Source organism: Pseudomonas fontis (assembly GCF_028656955.1).
Taxonomy (GTDB): Bacteria; Pseudomonadota; Gammaproteobacteria; order Pseudomonadales; family Pseudomonadaceae; genus Aquipseudomonas; species Aquipseudomonas fontis.
Window position 1 is genome coordinate 22398 of the sequence record NZ_JAMDGY010000019.1, and the last position, 14398, is coordinate 36795.

Genomic DNA, 14398 nt, shown 5'->3' on the forward strand with positions numbered 1-14398 from the left:
TGGTGTACTCAGGTCAATTCGGTTGGAATGACTACTGTTGGGGGCAGTGCCTCGGTGGATCCTCGGCACTGGAGCAATGGAGTCTAGACGCTCTGTAACATAAAGCGCTTTGCCACCCCCGGCACACGTTTACTGCTGGCAGAAGCGGATCCGATTGCCAAAGGGGTCATACACTTCCAGCACTTTGCCCCAGCCTTGCTCAAGGATATCCGGGCGCCCGTACTTGTAACCTTTGCCTAACAGTTCATCGCGCAATAACTCGATGTTGTGTGTGGGGATGAAGAGCGTCGAGCCCGGGCTGGCATCGCCATGGTGTTCGGAAAGATGCAGTTGCAGGCTGCCTCGGCTGATCCCCAGGTACAGTGGCATGTCGGCTTCGAAACGGTGTTCGAACACGACGCTGAAGCCGAGGAAGTCCAGGTAGAACTCGCGCGCCTTGGCTTCATCAAACATTCGCAGGATCGGGATGGGGCTGTCGAAAGTTACCGTGGCTGACGGGTTGGTGGGGTCAATTGACGTCATTATTATTCCTTGAATTGCGCCGGGGCGTGGTGGTCAGGTTGATCCTCAGCAAGTGCATTTGCACCTTTGGCATGCTCTACTTCATGCGTCTGACGACACCCCCATTAAGGACGATGAATGCCGCTGATTACACAACGCGTAGAACTGGCCCGCAAGGGTGCCAACGATAAAGTCATTTGCCGCATGGCATCCGGTTGGGCGGTCATGGGGGATGTGCAGTTCCTGCCGGGCTACTGCCTGCTGTTGCCCGACCCGGTGGTTGCCAGCCTGAACGACCTGGATAGCGAGGCCCGAGCAGCCTACCTGCTCGATATGGCCCGTCTCGGCGACGCGGTACTGCAAGCCACCGGGGCCCTGCGCATGAACTATGAAATCCTTGGCAACTCCGAGCCGGAACTTCATTGTCATCTCTTCCCGCGCTATGCCACGGAACCTGAAGAGAAGCGCAAGATGCCCGTCTGGTTCTACGACTGGAAAAATGCAATTCCTTACGCCGAAGAAACCCATGGGCCATTGCGCCAGAAGATTGCCGAGCTATTGACCGCGGCGAGCTGAAAACAGCCGGGCAGGAGAGGTGCTGAATGGAATCTTTCAACGTTCGTGAACTAAGCCGTACGGATGCCGAAGCGTTGCTGGCATTTGAAGAGTTGAACCGGGACTGGTTCGAGTCCCATATCGATGCACGCGATCCTGCGTTCTACTCCCTGCAGGGTGTTGCTGCGCACATTGATGCGTACCTGTCCGATTTCCTCGTGGGCGCTTGGCACCCGTTTGTTGTCGAAGATGCCAACGGCAAGATCGTCGGGCGTGCCAATCTGAAAGCCATCGATTCAGTCACGCGTTCGGCTCAGGTCGGTTATCGGATCGATCAGCGCGCTTGCGGCCAGGGGTTGGCAACACAGGCGTTGAAACATCTGATCGAGCAAGCGCGGGTGCGTTGGGGGCTTAGCCAGTTGGAGGCTTATGTCTACCCCGAGAATGTCGGTTCAAGAAAGGTATTGGATCGATGCGGGTTTGTGCTTGAGCCAAAGGGTTTTGCCAGCGCACCGAGTACGGAAGAGCGATTGGTCCTTACTATCCGGTAGCCGTGATTGGGCATTGGCTTGGCTACGATTTTGCGCGTAGGCAAGCCAACATCCTTTCGTGCACGAACTGATGTGTCAGCTATGTGGCTGACCCATGCCGGGCTCAGTCGGCACTCAAACCATTGCTGAGCAATTGCGCCTTGAGGTTGGGCCGGTAATTCTTTGCATAGGTACGACCAATGCTGCTGGACCAGGGCTGGCCATCAGCGCGGCCGATGACCTGCCAATGGCGCATGAGGTGTTGGTCGTAAGCAGTAATTGCAGGCTCCAGCGCGGTGCGGTTGTAGCGCTCATGATGACAAAACGTGTCGATGGACATTCGCGGTTTCTGCGCCGCCGGTTTGCACACGTGCCCCAGTGCCATGCCGCACAGGGCGAAGGTCTTTTCAGGCAGGCCTAGCAACTCGATCATTTCCAGAGCGTTGGCGCGAATGCCACCGACGGGCACTACGCCCAAGCCCAGCGAGCGTGCAGCGATCATCATGGTACTGAGGATGATGCCACCGTCGGTGCTGGCAGTGATCAGGCCTTCGAGGTGACGCTGGATCTGCTGGTCGTATCCATTCAGTGCGGCGCCGAGCGCAGTCTTGTGGAAGTCCACCACCAAGGTGATGAACACTGGTGCTGCGGCGATCCACGGCTGGCCGCCGGCCACCGCCGCGATGCGCTGGCGGGTCTGCGCATCGCGCACGACGACTACGGAAACATGCTGGGCATTGAATGACGTCGGGGCCTGGTGGCCGGCGCGCAGAATGGCATCCAGGTGCTCGTCACTGACGGGTGTGTCGTGGAAGCTGCGATCGCTTCGATGGCTGGCGAGCAAGTCGAGGGTGGGTGTCATGCCTTATTCCTTTAAGGGCTGTTGGTGCGTTGAAAAATAGCGAAGTCAGGGCAGTGGCTGGATGTTGTAGACGCAACGTCGATCACCGGAAATCAAGTGCTCGCAGCGTTCGACAATCGCCCCATCCCCCATGGCGGCGCGAAATATCTGCAACTCCGAGCGGCAGAAGCCCTGGCATCTGCGCGCGGCGGCGCAAATGGGGCAGTGCTTCTCGATCAGCAGCCAACCTTGGCCTGCCGGTTCCATGTGCGCCATGTAGCCGGCGAGCTCGCGAATGCGAACCAGGATGGCGACCTTTTCTTCCAGGGAGGACGCTTGCGCGCAGGCCTGGACATATTCCTGGCGATTGCTGGCCTCCATGCTGCCGATGATTTTCTCGATGCCATCACTGCCGAACACTGCCTCGATGGACTCGATCAGGTGCAGGGTCAACACGCCGTGGGAATCGGGGAATTGCTTTTGCCCAGCGTCGGTCAGTGTCCACTTCAAGGAGGGCCGACCGGCACCCTTGATGGGCGCCGAAACACCGACGATCAGCTCCGTCGTCTGCAATTTCTGGATTTGTTGCCGGGTGGCTTCAAACGTGAGCTCCAGCAGGGTGGCCAGTTCGTTGGTCTTGAGTGGGCCGCGGGTCTTGAGCAAAAACAGGATGCGTTCGGAAGTGGATGACTGGGCATCGTCGGCGGGTCTGAAGGTCATAAATTGCGTGTAACCATGGCAAGTGAGCACGTCACTGAAGTTGGTCGACCTTTGACGCCATCCATTGCGCAAGAGGGAATGGGCATGAGCATAGTCATTTTTCCTGCCCAGGAAAATAACTGATGATTGGAATAGGTACCACGCCACGAGAGACAAATAATTATAAAAGCGATTACTTGCTTTTATCGGGATCGTGACTACGATCGTAGCTAGCTATTTTTGACGTCAACTGACGTCACCTTCATTCGCCTACCCATTTTGGCCGTTCACAACACGCTGTACCCAAGCAATGAGTGCTTGGTGGCTGCAAAAAAATAACAACATCCAAGGAAGGAAATTTGTATGACTGCGCAAAAACCGACGACTATCTATGAGCACGCTGACGAGGTTACGGCCTTGAACAGCGTGGTCGACCTGGTGAAGCTTTCCGACCAGTATCGACAGTCCGCCATCCTCCACTTCGCCGTCGCGCAGAAACTGTTCGATCACACCGCTTTACCTACTGGCGCACAGGCCATCAGCGAGCAATTGGGCTGGGTCGCCAACAAGGCGAAAATCTTCCTCAATGGCCTGGTTGCCCTGGGTCTGTTGAGAAAAACCGCCGACACCTACACCAACCAACCCTTGGCCCAGCGCTTCCTGGTCAGCAGCAGCGTCGAGTTCATCGGCCCGATCATTGCGCACCAGCGCTTGCAGTGGCAGAACTGGCCGCGCCTGGGGGAGATCCTCGGCAGCGCCGAGTCCATGGATTTCCAGCAAGAGAACCGCTTCAAGCACGACATCGCCGCTCGCGATGCCTTCAACGATGCGATGGTGCGTTTCAGCCAGCCCATGGTTGATGTGCTCAAGGAACTGCCGGTCTTCGACACCGCGAAAAAGGTCATCGACCTGGCCGGCGGGCACGGCACCTACATCGCTGAAATCGCCCGGCGCCATCCGCAGGTCCAGGGCGAGATCTGGGACCTGGCCGCCACGCGTCAGGCCGCTGAAAGCACCGTCGCGAAGTACCAGTTGGCAGGTCGCCTGACATTCAAGGAACGCAACCTGCTGGACCTGGCCCGCTACCAGGGTGAAGGTGCCGACGTGATCATGGTCAATGACTGCCTGCACTATTTCACCCGCGAAGAAACCCGTGCATTGCTTGGCTCGGCGGCGCAACTGGTGAACGACGGTGGTTCGTTGCTGGTACTGAGCATGACCCTGGATAATGATGAAATTCACCCGGCGCTGTCGGCGGATTTCTCCCTGCACATGATGGTCAACACGGTTCACGGTGAACTGCACCCCACCCCATGGATCGCCGAGCAAATGGCTGCCCAGGGCTTCGAAGTGCACCAGCAATCGATCGGGCGCTACAGCCTGTTGATCGGTCGTCGCACTGAGGGGAGGGCTGCCTGATGCTGCGCTTTGTGACCCTGCACTGCGCAGAGACGGCAGCAAGCTTGAGCGGATTTATCGAGCAATTGAACAGCTGTGCGAAAAGTGCCGGTTTTGACATCTGCGCTGCCGTGCAGGACACCCCGCTGCCCGAGGTTGACGGGGTCATCGTGTTGGTGTCGGCCGCAGACAGTTTCGCCGCGCTGAACGCCCGACTGCTGGCATTGAGCGATGGCTATCGCAACAAGGCCGTAAGCATTGTTCGCCTCACCGAAGGCGGGGCAGGCCAGCCTGTCGACGAACCGTTGAGGGCGACGCTGCTGCACTACGGCGCCTGCTTCATCTACCCCCATGGGTTGCTGGTGGAAGAGACGGGGGTATCCCCGGGCGCGGTAAAAACCTGGCTGGCCGGCTTCTCCAAGTTCGCCGCGGCGATCAAGATGTGGCGCGCCCTGGAGGGCGTGTCCATCGAGTCCGCCGCCCTGGAATCGCAACGGCCGCAATTGGCCCATATCAACATCCTCACTCGCGACCTGGAAGCCTCCCAGGCGTTCTATCGCGAGATCTTCGGTGCCCGCTATTGCTACAACCTGGGGCCGCGCAAAGTGGTGATGGAGTTGAACGGTTTCGACTTCTTTATCGAGCAGAGTTCGGACTTTGTCTACCCCGCGGGTTATCACATCGGTATTCGGGCGCTACCAGAGGATGTCCAACGCATCGCCGACAAGGTCGCTGCCGACGACAACATTGTCCTGGTAAAGGGCAACGGTCCGGCTCCGGGGTATCACCAAGGTCCGGACAACGTGCGCACGGCCGTGTATTTCGAAGATCCCGATGGGTTGGTGGTTGAGGTTTACTCCAGCGAAATCGAGATGATCGAGACCAATCGAAGGCTGCTGCTCGACCAACTCTGATACTTGACTGATCAATGCACTACGGACGGGCTTCGTGCTCGGCCGTGGATCTGTTCGCTCGGAAAAAGGTGTACCTATGACAAATAAAAAAGCGGGCCATTGGCCGACGCTCCCGAGCCCCTTGCCCAAGAACGTGCCTGACCGGGAATTGATGGGCTACCCGCAGGCTTACGTCGAATATGAACTGATCCGGCAAATTGCCGACGCCACCGGGCAGTTGATGAGCCTGTCCATCGACCACCTGCTGCGCATGGTCGAAGCTCCCGGTGAAACCCTGGTCCGGCGTATCGCCGCCGGTGACGTACTGGGTTGCAAGGGTGACCCGCGTATCGATGTGTTCAACCCGGTGATGCGCGATATTGCCCCAGCGCAGGTCGAGATCGGCCTGGCGCCGCAGTGTGTCGACGCGGTCATGTCGGCTTTTGCCGGGCTGGGCCTGGACCGCAGCTGGATCGAGAAGGAAACCCCCAATCATCGGGTCAGCCTGGCGAGCTATCGCATTGGCCGTTACCCGGTTACCAACAGCGAATACCGGGCCTTCCTGCTCGATACCGGTTACCCGTTCCTGCCTACCAGCTGGGCATTCGGCCGTTATCCCCAGCACCAGGCAAACCACCCGGTTTACAGCGTCAGTGATGTGGATGCCGATGCCTATGCGCAATGGCTGAGCCGCCGCACCGGGCGCGCGTTTGCGCTACCCAGCGAAAGCCAGTGGGAGTACGCCGCTGCAGGGCCACAGGGGCGGCAGTTCCCTTGGGGCGAAACCTTCAATGCCGCGTACGCCAATACCCTCGAACTGGGGCTGCTGACGACGACGCCCGTAGGGGTGTTTGTCGAGGGCGCCTCGATGTTTGGCGTGTTGGACATGGCCGGCAACGTGGAAGAGTACGTGGCCGACGATTATCGGGCTTACCCGGGCGGGCCTGAGATTAAAGATGACCTGGTGCTGGATGTGGGTCAGCACCGGATCGCCCGTGGAGGCAGCTTCACCCGCTTCAGGGATCTTGCGCGCAACCAGCGCCGACATGGACGTTATCCACGCCCCATCTATGTCATGGGATTCCGCTTGGTAGAAAACCACTTTGACCAGAACGCCTCACTCGCCTAGAGATTCAGCCATGAACACTTCAATAACGCTTCATACGCAAGTTCCTATCTCCATTCTTGGGGGTTCGGTCAAGGCCCATTTCTTCGGTTTCAAGGGCTTTGACAAGCACAACGAACACTTCGCCGTCAGGGCCGGCCAGCCGGATGGCGAGGTGCCGCTGGTGCGGGTGCACTCGGAGTGCATTACCGGTGACGTGTTCGGCTCGCAGCGCTGCGATTGCGGCCCGCAGTTGCAGGAAGCCTTGAAGGTACTGGATGCCGAAGGCGGCTACCTGATCTATCTGCGCCAGGAAGGCCGCGGTATCGGCCTGTACTCGAAGTTTGAAACCTACCTGCTGCAAGACGCCGGCATGGACACCTACGAGGCCAATCTGGAGCTCAACCACCCGGAAGACTCGCGCAGTTTCGCCCCGGCGGTTGCCATGCTGCGTGCACTGAATGTGCACCGCTGCCGGCTGCTGACCAACAACCCGGACAAGGTCCAGCAGTTGCGTGATGGCGGGATCGACGTGGTCAACTCGGTGCCGACCGGGGTGTTCCTGACCGAGCACAATCACAACTACCTGCGCTCCAAGGTCAGCAAGTCGAGCCACACCATCAAGCTGTGATTTCATTCTTCAGAAAAAGGACTTTTTGATGAAACATATAGGCCCAATCAGTGGTGTCGCCGCGCATGCCGGCGAATTCATCGCTACCGCCGGTTATGACAACCAGGTGATCTTGTGGAATGCGCGCACCGGTCACTCAATCCACCGTGTCAGCCATGACCACCTGGCTAACCAGTGCGCCTTCAGCGCCGATGGCAAGTACCTGGTCAGCGCCAGCAGCGATTACACCGCGCGTATCTGGGAAGTGCCGAGCATGCGCCTCAAGAGCGTGCTGTCCGGGCATGACGACGACGTGGAAATGGCTGTGTTCTCGCCTGATGGTACGTTGGTCGCCACCTGTTCGCGCGATCATCAACTGCGTCTGTTCGACCTGGACGGCAACCTCAAGGGGATGTGCCAGGGGCATCAGGCCGACGTGATTTCCGTGGTCTGGTCGCCGGATGGCAAGCGCCTGATTTCCAGCAGCGATGACGGTACCGTGCGCCAGTGGGATACCACGACCTTCGAGCAAAGCGATGAGGTCGACATCGGCGGGGTCGAGACCGATACCGTGGCCATTACCCGTGCGGGCGTGGTGTTTGCCGGTGATGACGAAGGGCGCATCTCGATCATTCACCAAGGCGAGATTCGTTCGATCAGCGCCCACGATGCCGGGATCAAACGCATCGTCTGGAACGACGAAAAGCAGCTGTTGGTGACCTTGAGTTATGACCGCCTGGCAATTCTCTGGCGCTTCGACGGCCAACAGCTGGAGCGCCTGCGCAGCACCAATCTGCCGAGCATCGTGTGGCCGCGCAGTTGCGCCTTCGTCGGCAGCGACGCCCTGGTATTCGCCACTTTCGGCTCGCGCTACGCCACCTGGGATTACGAAAACGACCAGTGGAGCGTGGACGGGATCCAGCCGGCGGTGAGCATCAACGCCGTGGTCAGCAGCAATGGGCAGCAATACAGCATCGGTGATGCCGGCTTGCTGTTCTGCGACAACCAGCCAGTGGGCGGGGTTGGCAGCCTGTGCAACTTCCTGCTGCCATTCGGGCAATTGCTGCTGACCGGCGGGCAGATGGGCCAGGTGTTCGATGCCCTCAGCGGGCGCCTGCTTTATCAACACCGCTCGCCCCTCAATTGCGGCACCACCTTTGAGCGCAACGGCCAGTTGCATGCGCTGATTGGCACCTACACCGGCGAAGGCCTGGTGTTTGCCAGTAATGGAGACAACGGCCTGGAACTGGTGGCATCCATCCCGATGCATGACAACGCGATCAAAGGCGTGGCAGCCAACGAACGTCACCTGTTCAGCGTGTGCGCCTCGGCTGCGGCCGCCTTGCACAACATCGACGACTTCAGTTGCGCACGGCATATCGAGAATGCCCACACGCGTATCTCCAACGGTTGCTGCCGGGTCAATGGCGGTTTTGCCAGCATTGGCCGCGACCTGAAGTTGCGCCTGTGGCTGGAGACCGGTGACGAGGTGTACGACACGCCGCATCGCAACTCGATCAAGTGCATTTGCGCCTCTGCCGATGGTGAGGTGATTGCCACTGCCAACTACAGCGGCACCATCGCCCTGTTCGACTTGCCCAGCCGCTCCTGGCAGCAGGTTCAGCGGCCCACTGCAAGCGGCATTTCCTGCATTGCCCACCGCCTGGCCAGCAATGATTTCCTGGCCAGTTCCTACGATGGCCAGATCTACGGTATCGCTACCCGCCGCGTCTCTTGAAGCAAGGACTGTCTGATATGAGCAAGCAAGCACAATTCATGGATGTATCGACGTACCGTGGGGCCCTCAACACGTCGTTTGTGCACCGCTATACCCATGGTGAAGATGAGTGGTCGTGGGATATCGGCATGGCCAAGGCTGCCCGGGTATTCCTGGCGGCCCTGGGGCCAGTGACCAACCAGAACATCCTCGACGCCGGGGTCGGCCGCGCGCGCGATGCCTCGGAATTCATCCTGGCCGGGCACCGTGTTACCGGCCTGGATATCGTCGAGAACTCCAGCTGGCCGCTGTTGCGCAAGCGCTGGGGGGATCGCCTGACCTTGGTGTGCAGCGCCCTGCAGGATTGGCAGCCGCCTGCGGGCGAGTTGTTCGACGGTGTGCTCGACAATGGCTGCTTTCATCATCAACACCCGGATGAGTGGGAGGCCTACCTGAGTGCTATCCGTCAGTGCACGCGCCCGGGGGCGCTGATCGGCTTGAACGTGTTTGGCGTGGATGCGAGCAACCCCGCGCCGGGTTGGCGCGAGATGGACAACCAGCGCCAGGGCTACTTCTTCACTGAGCAGGGCGTGCGCGAAACCTTTGAGCACTTCGGCTTTACCTGGCAGGACCTGGTAGTGATCGAGCGCCAGCACGGCGAGGCGGTCTACCTGTTGGCACTCGTTCGCACATGAGCCTGGCGCGCGATCGGGCATTCATGCACCTCGCGCTGGCGTTGGCGGACCGGGGGGCGTTCACCACGACGCCCAACCCCCGCGTTGGCTGCGTGATCGCCAAAGGCGCCACGCTGCTGGGCCAGGGCTGGCATGAGCGAGCGGGGCAGGCCCATGCCGAGGTCAATGCCTTGCGTGACGCCGGCGAGGCGGCACGTGGGGCCACCGCCTATGTCACGCTGGAGCCGTGCGGGAACCATGGGCGAACGCCGCCCTGCGTCGATGCTTTGATTGCTGCCGGGGTGGCGCGGGTGGTGGTCGCCAGCGCCGACCGCTCCCAGCACGACAATCAGGGCATGGCGCGCCTCAGCGCTGCTGGGGTGGTGGTGGAACACCTGCCGTGCCCTGAGGCGCGGGAGTTGAATCAGGGTTTCTTCTCTCGCATCGAGCGTCAGCGACCGTGGGTTCGGGTGAGATTGGCCAAGAACCTGGATGGGCGCGCCGCCTGGGACGATTTGCAGGCCTGGCGTGCCCGGGCCTGCGCCGTGCTCACCTGCAGCGATACGCTGCACGCGGACAACCCGAGCCTGACCGTGTACCTGCCGGACCCACAGGTGGCGTTCATCGCGCCGCTGCGGGTGGTGCTGGACCAGCACCTTGCCGGCGCTACCGATGCCCATGTGCGGGATGGCGAGGCTGCGACCCTGATCGTGCATGGGCCGGCAGTCGTACCACGGGGCGCGCCGCCTGGCGGCGTGCGTTTTCGCCAGGTTGGGCTGAAGGATGGACGCCTGGACCTGCATCAGATCATGACGCTGCTGGCCGAGGAGGGATGCAACGAGATCCAGGTAGAGGCTGGTGCGCAGTTGTGCGACGCATTGGCAGCTGCCGACCTGGTGGATGAGTGGCTGGCATATGTCGCGCCCCTGTCCTTGCACAGTGATGAGTGTCCAATGCTGGAAATCAAAGGGCTCGAAAGTTTGACCGAGACCCGGCAATTATCGATTGTCGAGCAATGCCTGGTGGGTGAAAACCTGCGGCTGCGTTTGAGGCCGGTGATAGGCGAACCGGCGTAATCGACAGAAGTTGCCGGTTTATAGAGCGGGCAAATAATTAAGCAAGGTTTTTGTTTTGTAATAGACAGACCTTACGCTAAATCAGACGTGGTGTATCAGGATGAGATCTACGACAGGATGGTCAGCATTACTGCTTGGGAAGAACGGATTGCGCTCTGCGGCCTTGGCTGGGGGCGTTGCGCTGCACGCAATCAATGTCTACTTGGTGACAACGATATTGCCTTCAGTGGTCGCTGATATCGGCGGCCTCGACTATTACGCCTGGAACACGACATTGTTCGTGGTGGCCTCGATTATCGGCTCGGTACTGTCGACCAAGTGCCTGGCGGGCTTGGGCGCGAGGGCTGCCTATGTCTGGGCGGGGGTGATCTTCGCCATTGGCAGCGCGGTGTGCAGCCTGTCGCCGAACATGGCGGTGATGATCCTTGGCCGGACGATTCAAGGGCTGGGCGGGGGGCTGTTGTTCGCGCTGCCCTACGCCATGATTCGCCTGGTGTTTGCCGAGGCGTTGTGGCCGCGGGCCATGGCCTTGATCTCTGGCATGTGGGGCGCGGCTACGCTGATAGGGCCGGCGGTGGGCGGCATTTTCGCCCAGTACGACGCCTGGCGCGCAGCGTTCTGGGCACTGATCCCGGTCACTGCGTTGTTCATGTTGGTGGCATGGTCGATGCTGCCGAAGAAAAGCGCCGAGACGCCCCCACGTGTCGGCATACCGCTGGCGCAGCTGGTGCTCTTGAGTGGCGTGGTACTGGCGATTTCGGTCGGCAGTATCAAGCCGGATGCGTTGTATAGCGTGCTGGGTGTGGCGGTCGGTCTGTTGCTGTTGTACTTCGTCTACCGGGTGGAAGTGCGTTCGACGGTGCGCCTGTTGCCCAAGGGTGCGTTAACTGCTCGCAGCGCATTGCTGCCGCTGTATTTCTCCATGAGCTTGATGGTGATCGGCATGACCAGCGAAGTCTTCGTGCCGTACTTTTTGCAAGTACTGCATCTGCAGACACCACTGCTGGCCGGTTACATCAGTGCATTGATGGCGGCAGGTTGGACCATTGGCGCGCTTTACAGCTCCGGGCTCAAGCCTACTGCCGTGACCCGGGCAATTGGCATTGCGCCGGTCTTCATCGTCGCCGGTTTGGTCTTGGCGTTTATCTTTGTGCCGCAGTCCGGGCCTTCGATACTCAATGTGGTCGGTGTGTGCGCCGGGATGTTGGTTATTGGTCTCGGGATTGGTTTGGCTTGGCCGCACTTATTGACGCGCGTATTGGAGAGCGTGTCCGAGAATGAGAAGGAACTGGCAGGGGCGTCGATCACCACTGTCCAACTGATCGCTACGGCGATTGGCGCGGCATTGGCCGGCATGATCGTCAACCTCGGCGGGTTCTCGTCGCCTGGTGGTGTTGCTGGCGCGTCCAGCGCTGCGGCTTGGCTGTTTGGTGTGTACGCGGCGCTGTCGGTGCTGATCTTCTTCACCGTCAGGCCGGTGATTCGAAGCAAAGCTGGGCAAGCATCGCTCGGCCCTGCTTGACGGCTCACTGATCCAGGCCATTCGCTCAACAGGGGGGCAGCGCCAGCTCGCAAGCTGGCGCTGCACCTGCCTTTCGAAGGAAAGTCGACGATGAATTTACCGTCCGTATTGCCGGGGCCCGCTGCGGCGCTTGTTGCAGACCTCGACGTGGCGAACCAGTTGGGAAATCTTGAAGTCAAAGTGCTGGGCGGGCGACCGATCGGCATCATCAACAATCGCTTTATCGATTTGATCAATGCAATTGCGGGGCCCGGCGCCGTCCTGATCAATGGCAGGCCTACCGATATTCGTCGAGAGAACCTGTCCCGCTTGAGCTATCGCTTGGGCAGCCATGGCGAAATGGTCCATGTACCGATTGCCACGGGCCATTGCAACTTGGCAGTCGTCGCTGAATCGCCGCGCAGTTCAACACCTGGCGCTGATCAGGCCGTGCATATCAACAGTGAAAGCCCTTACGGGTATTTGCCACTTGGCTATACGGCGCAGGTGCCGAATATTTCCCTGGACTCCATTGATAACGCGTCGACATTGCTGACACTTTCACATTGGCCTGACAACAAGACACCTCAGCGCTACAAGGCCAATCTGTCGACGCAAAGTGTGTTCAGCTACCTCAAGGAGGGCCGGAACGTAGAGGGCGCAGAGACCGTCACCAGCGATCACTTTGACCTGGATGGGCTGGCTTCCATTTATGCGTTTTTGTCGCCCACCAGCGCGATGAAACATCAGCAGTTGTTGATCGACGTCGCCAGGCTTGGCGACTATTCACGGGGTAGGTCACCTCAGGCATTGAAAACCGCCTTTGCCCTCAATGCCTTGGCAGCCCAGGTAAAACTGCCGGGCAATATCGACGCCGATACCGCGTTATTGCACAGGTACAAAGCGGTTTTACCCAGTGTCGAGCAGGTGTTGGAGCGCACCGAGCGTTTCGAGCACTGCTATCTTGAGGGCCTCGATCATCTTGAGCGTAGCGAGCGGATATTGAGCCACCACGACATGCAGTTGGTGGAGTATCCGGAAGTCGATCTGGCGGTGTTCCACCTTCCTGCTGCGATCAGCCTGGCGCCATTGAACTATCAACTGCCTTACCTGGGGTTGTCGAATATCGCCTTTCACAATAGGACGCGGTGTGGCGTCTTGGCCATTGTCCACGGCGCAGTGCTGGAGGTTCGTCAGCGCTACGAGAGTTGGGTCGAGCGTGTGTCAGGCATTCCTCGGGCGCGTCGCGATTTGTCGATCTTTGCGCAAGCGTTGCAGCAGGATGAGCGCGCGGCGGGTGTTTGGCGCTACAGCGGTGTTGAATACATCTTTCCGGCGTTGAAATACGAGGGGGCAGGCGCTACGTGTTATGCGATTGACACGTTGTTGGTGGAACTGAGGCAGTTCCTGGCGGTGGCGCCAATTGCTTGGAACGGGTCACCTCTGGGTAGTGATGGGGGGTAGGGGGTGGCAGCTGTGTGCGGAGGGGCCGCGTCTGCGGCCGCAGAGCGGGTGTTACTTCACTGCGTTTCTCGCTTCAATTCCATCCAGCACAGAAAGGGTCAACGACTTGGCCATTTCTGTTAACTGTTGGGAACCCCACAACAATACTCTTGGATTGTCCTCGGCTTTCTCGACGGCCTGCGTATTGATCTCATACGCAGCTCTGAGCAAGACGGAGATGTGGACCAGTGCGTCTTCGATATCGACGCCATCGCGAACGGCGAACAGGGGAGGTTGGCTGCCGTCGCAGGAGCCGAAGTTCGCGTGTGCGGGGAAGGTGTAGGCGAGGGGTGGGTCAGGAACGACTTTTATCATGGTGTTGCTCCTTGATTGATGGAGCTGCCACGTTCGTTTCCAGGCGAATGGGTGGCAGCTGTGCACGGGCTGGAAAACCGGGAATCAAGGAAACCGGCACACCCGAAGGTGTCCCGCACACAGCCGCCATGGCACTAGCATACAGGTACAAAAAAGCGCCTGCATACAGAGTGAGGGCGCTGCTGCGCCTTGATGATTCAGGTTTCCAAGCCCGGCCGCTGGATTGACAGCGACAGGGGGAGAGTAGCGACCTTGAAATTGGGTTACAAGGCTATGGAGGGTGGGGTGGTGAATTTCGGAAATGTCTGACGTGTGTTAGAGGTAAGGGGACTGCGATTTGGCTAGGTACACGCCGAGTGTCATCTAAACACGATACGGAATGATGGGTTGTCATCGGCCAGTTGCGGCCGCCGCGAGGGATTGAAATCGGCTGAATTCGCTCTCTGTAGTGGGCTGCTAACGGCCCAGAGTGTGTCAAAA

At 59.5% G+C, this 14398-nt stretch carries 14 protein-coding genes and 1 pseudogene; 11 read left to right on the plus strand and 4 right to left on the minus strand.

The window, feature by feature from the left end; all coding sequences use genetic code 11:
• Positions 1-129: 129 nt before the first annotated feature.
• A pseudogene (locus tag M5G11_RS07305) lies at positions 130-486 on the minus strand (glyoxalase superfamily protein); the annotation flags it as partial.
• 153 nt (positions 487-639) lie between these two features.
• On the opposite strand from M5G11_RS07305, the gene M5G11_RS07310 reads away from it, so the two are divergent.
• A complete protein-coding gene (locus M5G11_RS07310; protein WP_273911465.1) occupies positions 640-1077 on the plus strand; it encodes an HIT family protein in 438 nt (145 codons plus the stop codon).
• 26 nt (positions 1078-1103) lie between these two features.
• A complete protein-coding gene (locus M5G11_RS07315; RefSeq protein WP_273911466.1) occupies positions 1104-1607 on the plus strand; it encodes a GNAT family N-acetyltransferase in 504 nt (167 codons plus the stop codon).
• A gap of 103 nt (positions 1608-1710) precedes the next feature.
• Here the strand turns inward: M5G11_RS07315 and M5G11_RS07320 are convergent, their stop codons facing one another.
• Complete coding sequence (locus tag M5G11_RS07320) at positions 1711-2448, minus strand: nitroreductase family protein (protein WP_273911467.1); 738 nt, start codon at positions 2446-2448, stop codon at positions 1711-1713.
• Between the two features lie 45 nt (positions 2449-2493).
• Positions 2494-3147 (minus strand): helix-turn-helix transcriptional regulator, encoded by a 654-nt coding sequence (locus M5G11_RS07325; RefSeq protein WP_273911468.1) that lies wholly within the window; start codon positions 3145-3147, stop codon positions 2494-2496.
• A 342-nt stretch (positions 3148-3489) separates the two neighbouring features.
• Between M5G11_RS07325 and M5G11_RS07330 the strand changes: the two genes are divergently transcribed.
• The 9 genes from M5G11_RS07330 (at position 3490) to M5G11_RS07370 (ending at position 13564) form a co-directional block, all read left to right on the plus strand.
• Positions 3490-4545: a methyltransferase gene (locus tag M5G11_RS07330; protein WP_273911469.1), complete on the plus strand. Its 1056-nt coding sequence runs from the start codon at positions 3490-3492 to the stop codon at positions 4543-4545.
• Complete coding sequence (locus tag M5G11_RS07335) at positions 4545-5438, plus strand: VOC family protein (protein WP_273911470.1); 894 nt, start codon at positions 4545-4547, stop codon at positions 5436-5438. The genes M5G11_RS07330 and M5G11_RS07335 overlap by 1 nt, the downstream gene beginning before the upstream one ends.
• Positions 5439-5514: 76 nt before the next feature.
• The gene (locus M5G11_RS07340) at positions 5515-6546 is read left to right on the plus strand and encodes a formylglycine-generating enzyme family protein (RefSeq protein WP_273911471.1); all 1032 of its coding nucleotides are present in this window, start codon (positions 5515-5517) and stop codon (positions 6544-6546) included.
• A 10-nt stretch (positions 6547-6556) separates the two neighbouring features.
• Complete coding sequence (ribA, locus tag M5G11_RS07345) at positions 6557-7153, plus strand: GTP cyclohydrolase II RibA (protein WP_273911472.1); 597 nt, start codon at positions 6557-6559, stop codon at positions 7151-7153.
• A gap of 28 nt (positions 7154-7181) precedes the next feature.
• Complete coding sequence (locus M5G11_RS07350; protein ID WP_273911473.1) at positions 7182-8870, plus strand: WD40 repeat domain-containing protein; 1689 nt, start codon at positions 7182-7184, stop codon at positions 8868-8870.
• A 17-nt stretch (positions 8871-8887) separates the two neighbouring features.
• Complete coding sequence (locus M5G11_RS07355) at positions 8888-9544, plus strand: class I SAM-dependent methyltransferase (protein WP_273911474.1); 657 nt, start codon at positions 8888-8890, stop codon at positions 9542-9544.
• Positions 9541-10599, plus strand: coding sequence for a bifunctional diaminohydroxyphosphoribosylaminopyrimidine deaminase/5-amino-6-(5-phosphoribosylamino)uracil reductase RibD (gene ribD, locus M5G11_RS07360; RefSeq protein WP_273911475.1), 1059 nt, complete (start codon positions 9541-9543; stop codon positions 10597-10599). Before M5G11_RS07355 ends, ribD begins: the two co-directional genes overlap by 4 nt.
• A gap of 100 nt (positions 10600-10699) precedes the next feature.
• Positions 10700-12121, plus strand: coding sequence for an MFS transporter (locus M5G11_RS07365; protein ID WP_273911476.1), 1422 nt, complete (start codon positions 10700-10702; stop codon positions 12119-12121).
• Between the two features lie 90 nt (positions 12122-12211).
• Complete coding sequence (locus M5G11_RS07370; RefSeq protein WP_273911477.1) at positions 12212-13564, plus strand: DUF6687 family protein; 1353 nt, start codon at positions 12212-12214, stop codon at positions 13562-13564.
• 51 nt (positions 13565-13615) lie between these two features.
• Here M5G11_RS07370 and M5G11_RS07375 read toward each other — a convergent pair whose 3' ends face one another.
• On the minus strand, positions 13616-13918 hold the full coding sequence (locus tag M5G11_RS07375; protein WP_273911478.1) for a DUF3077 domain-containing protein: 303 nt from the start codon (positions 13916-13918) through the stop codon (positions 13616-13618).
• Positions 13919-14398: the final 480 nt, after the last annotated feature.

Excerpts from the sequence above, each read along its gene's own strand:
- M5G11_RS07335 (WP_273911470.1), top strand. The coding sequence starts at position 4,545 with ATGCTGCGCTTTGTGACCCTGCACTGCGCAGAGACGGCAGCAAGCTTG.
- M5G11_RS07330 (WP_273911469.1), top strand. The coding sequence starts at position 3,490 with ATGACTGCGCAAAAACCGACGACTATCTATGAGCACGCTGACGAGGTT.
- M5G11_RS07375 (WP_273911478.1), bottom strand. The coding sequence starts at position 13,918 with ATGATAAAAGTCGTTCCTGACCCACCCCTCGCCTACACCTTCCCCGCA.
- M5G11_RS07340 (WP_273911471.1), top strand. The coding sequence starts at position 5,515 with ATGACAAATAAAAAAGCGGGCCATTGGCCGACGCTCCCGAGCCCCTTG.
- M5G11_RS07310 (WP_273911465.1), top strand. The coding sequence starts at position 640 with ATGCCGCTGATTACACAACGCGTAGAACTGGCCCGCAAGGGTGCCAAC.
- ribA (WP_273911472.1), top strand. The coding sequence starts at position 6,557 with ATGAACACTTCAATAACGCTTCATACGCAAGTTCCTATCTCCATTCTT.
- M5G11_RS07325 (WP_273911468.1), bottom strand. The coding sequence starts at position 3,147 with ATGACCTTCAGACCCGCCGACGATGCCCAGTCATCCACTTCCGAACGC.
- ribD (WP_273911475.1), top strand. The coding sequence starts at position 9,541 with ATGAGCCTGGCGCGCGATCGGGCATTCATGCACCTCGCGCTGGCGTTG.
- M5G11_RS07355 (WP_273911474.1), top strand. The coding sequence starts at position 8,888 with ATGAGCAAGCAAGCACAATTCATGGATGTATCGACGTACCGTGGGGCC.
- M5G11_RS07365 (WP_273911476.1), top strand. The coding sequence starts at position 10,700 with ATGAGATCTACGACAGGATGGTCAGCATTACTGCTTGGGAAGAACGGA.
- M5G11_RS07315 (WP_273911466.1), top strand. The coding sequence starts at position 1,104 with ATGGAATCTTTCAACGTTCGTGAACTAAGCCGTACGGATGCCGAAGCG.
- M5G11_RS07370 (WP_273911477.1), top strand. The coding sequence starts at position 12,212 with ATGAATTTACCGTCCGTATTGCCGGGGCCCGCTGCGGCGCTTGTTGCA.
- M5G11_RS07320 (WP_273911467.1), bottom strand. The coding sequence starts at position 2,448 with ATGACACCCACCCTCGACTTGCTCGCCAGCCATCGAAGCGATCGCAGC.
- M5G11_RS07350 (WP_273911473.1), top strand. The coding sequence starts at position 7,182 with ATGAAACATATAGGCCCAATCAGTGGTGTCGCCGCGCATGCCGGCGAA.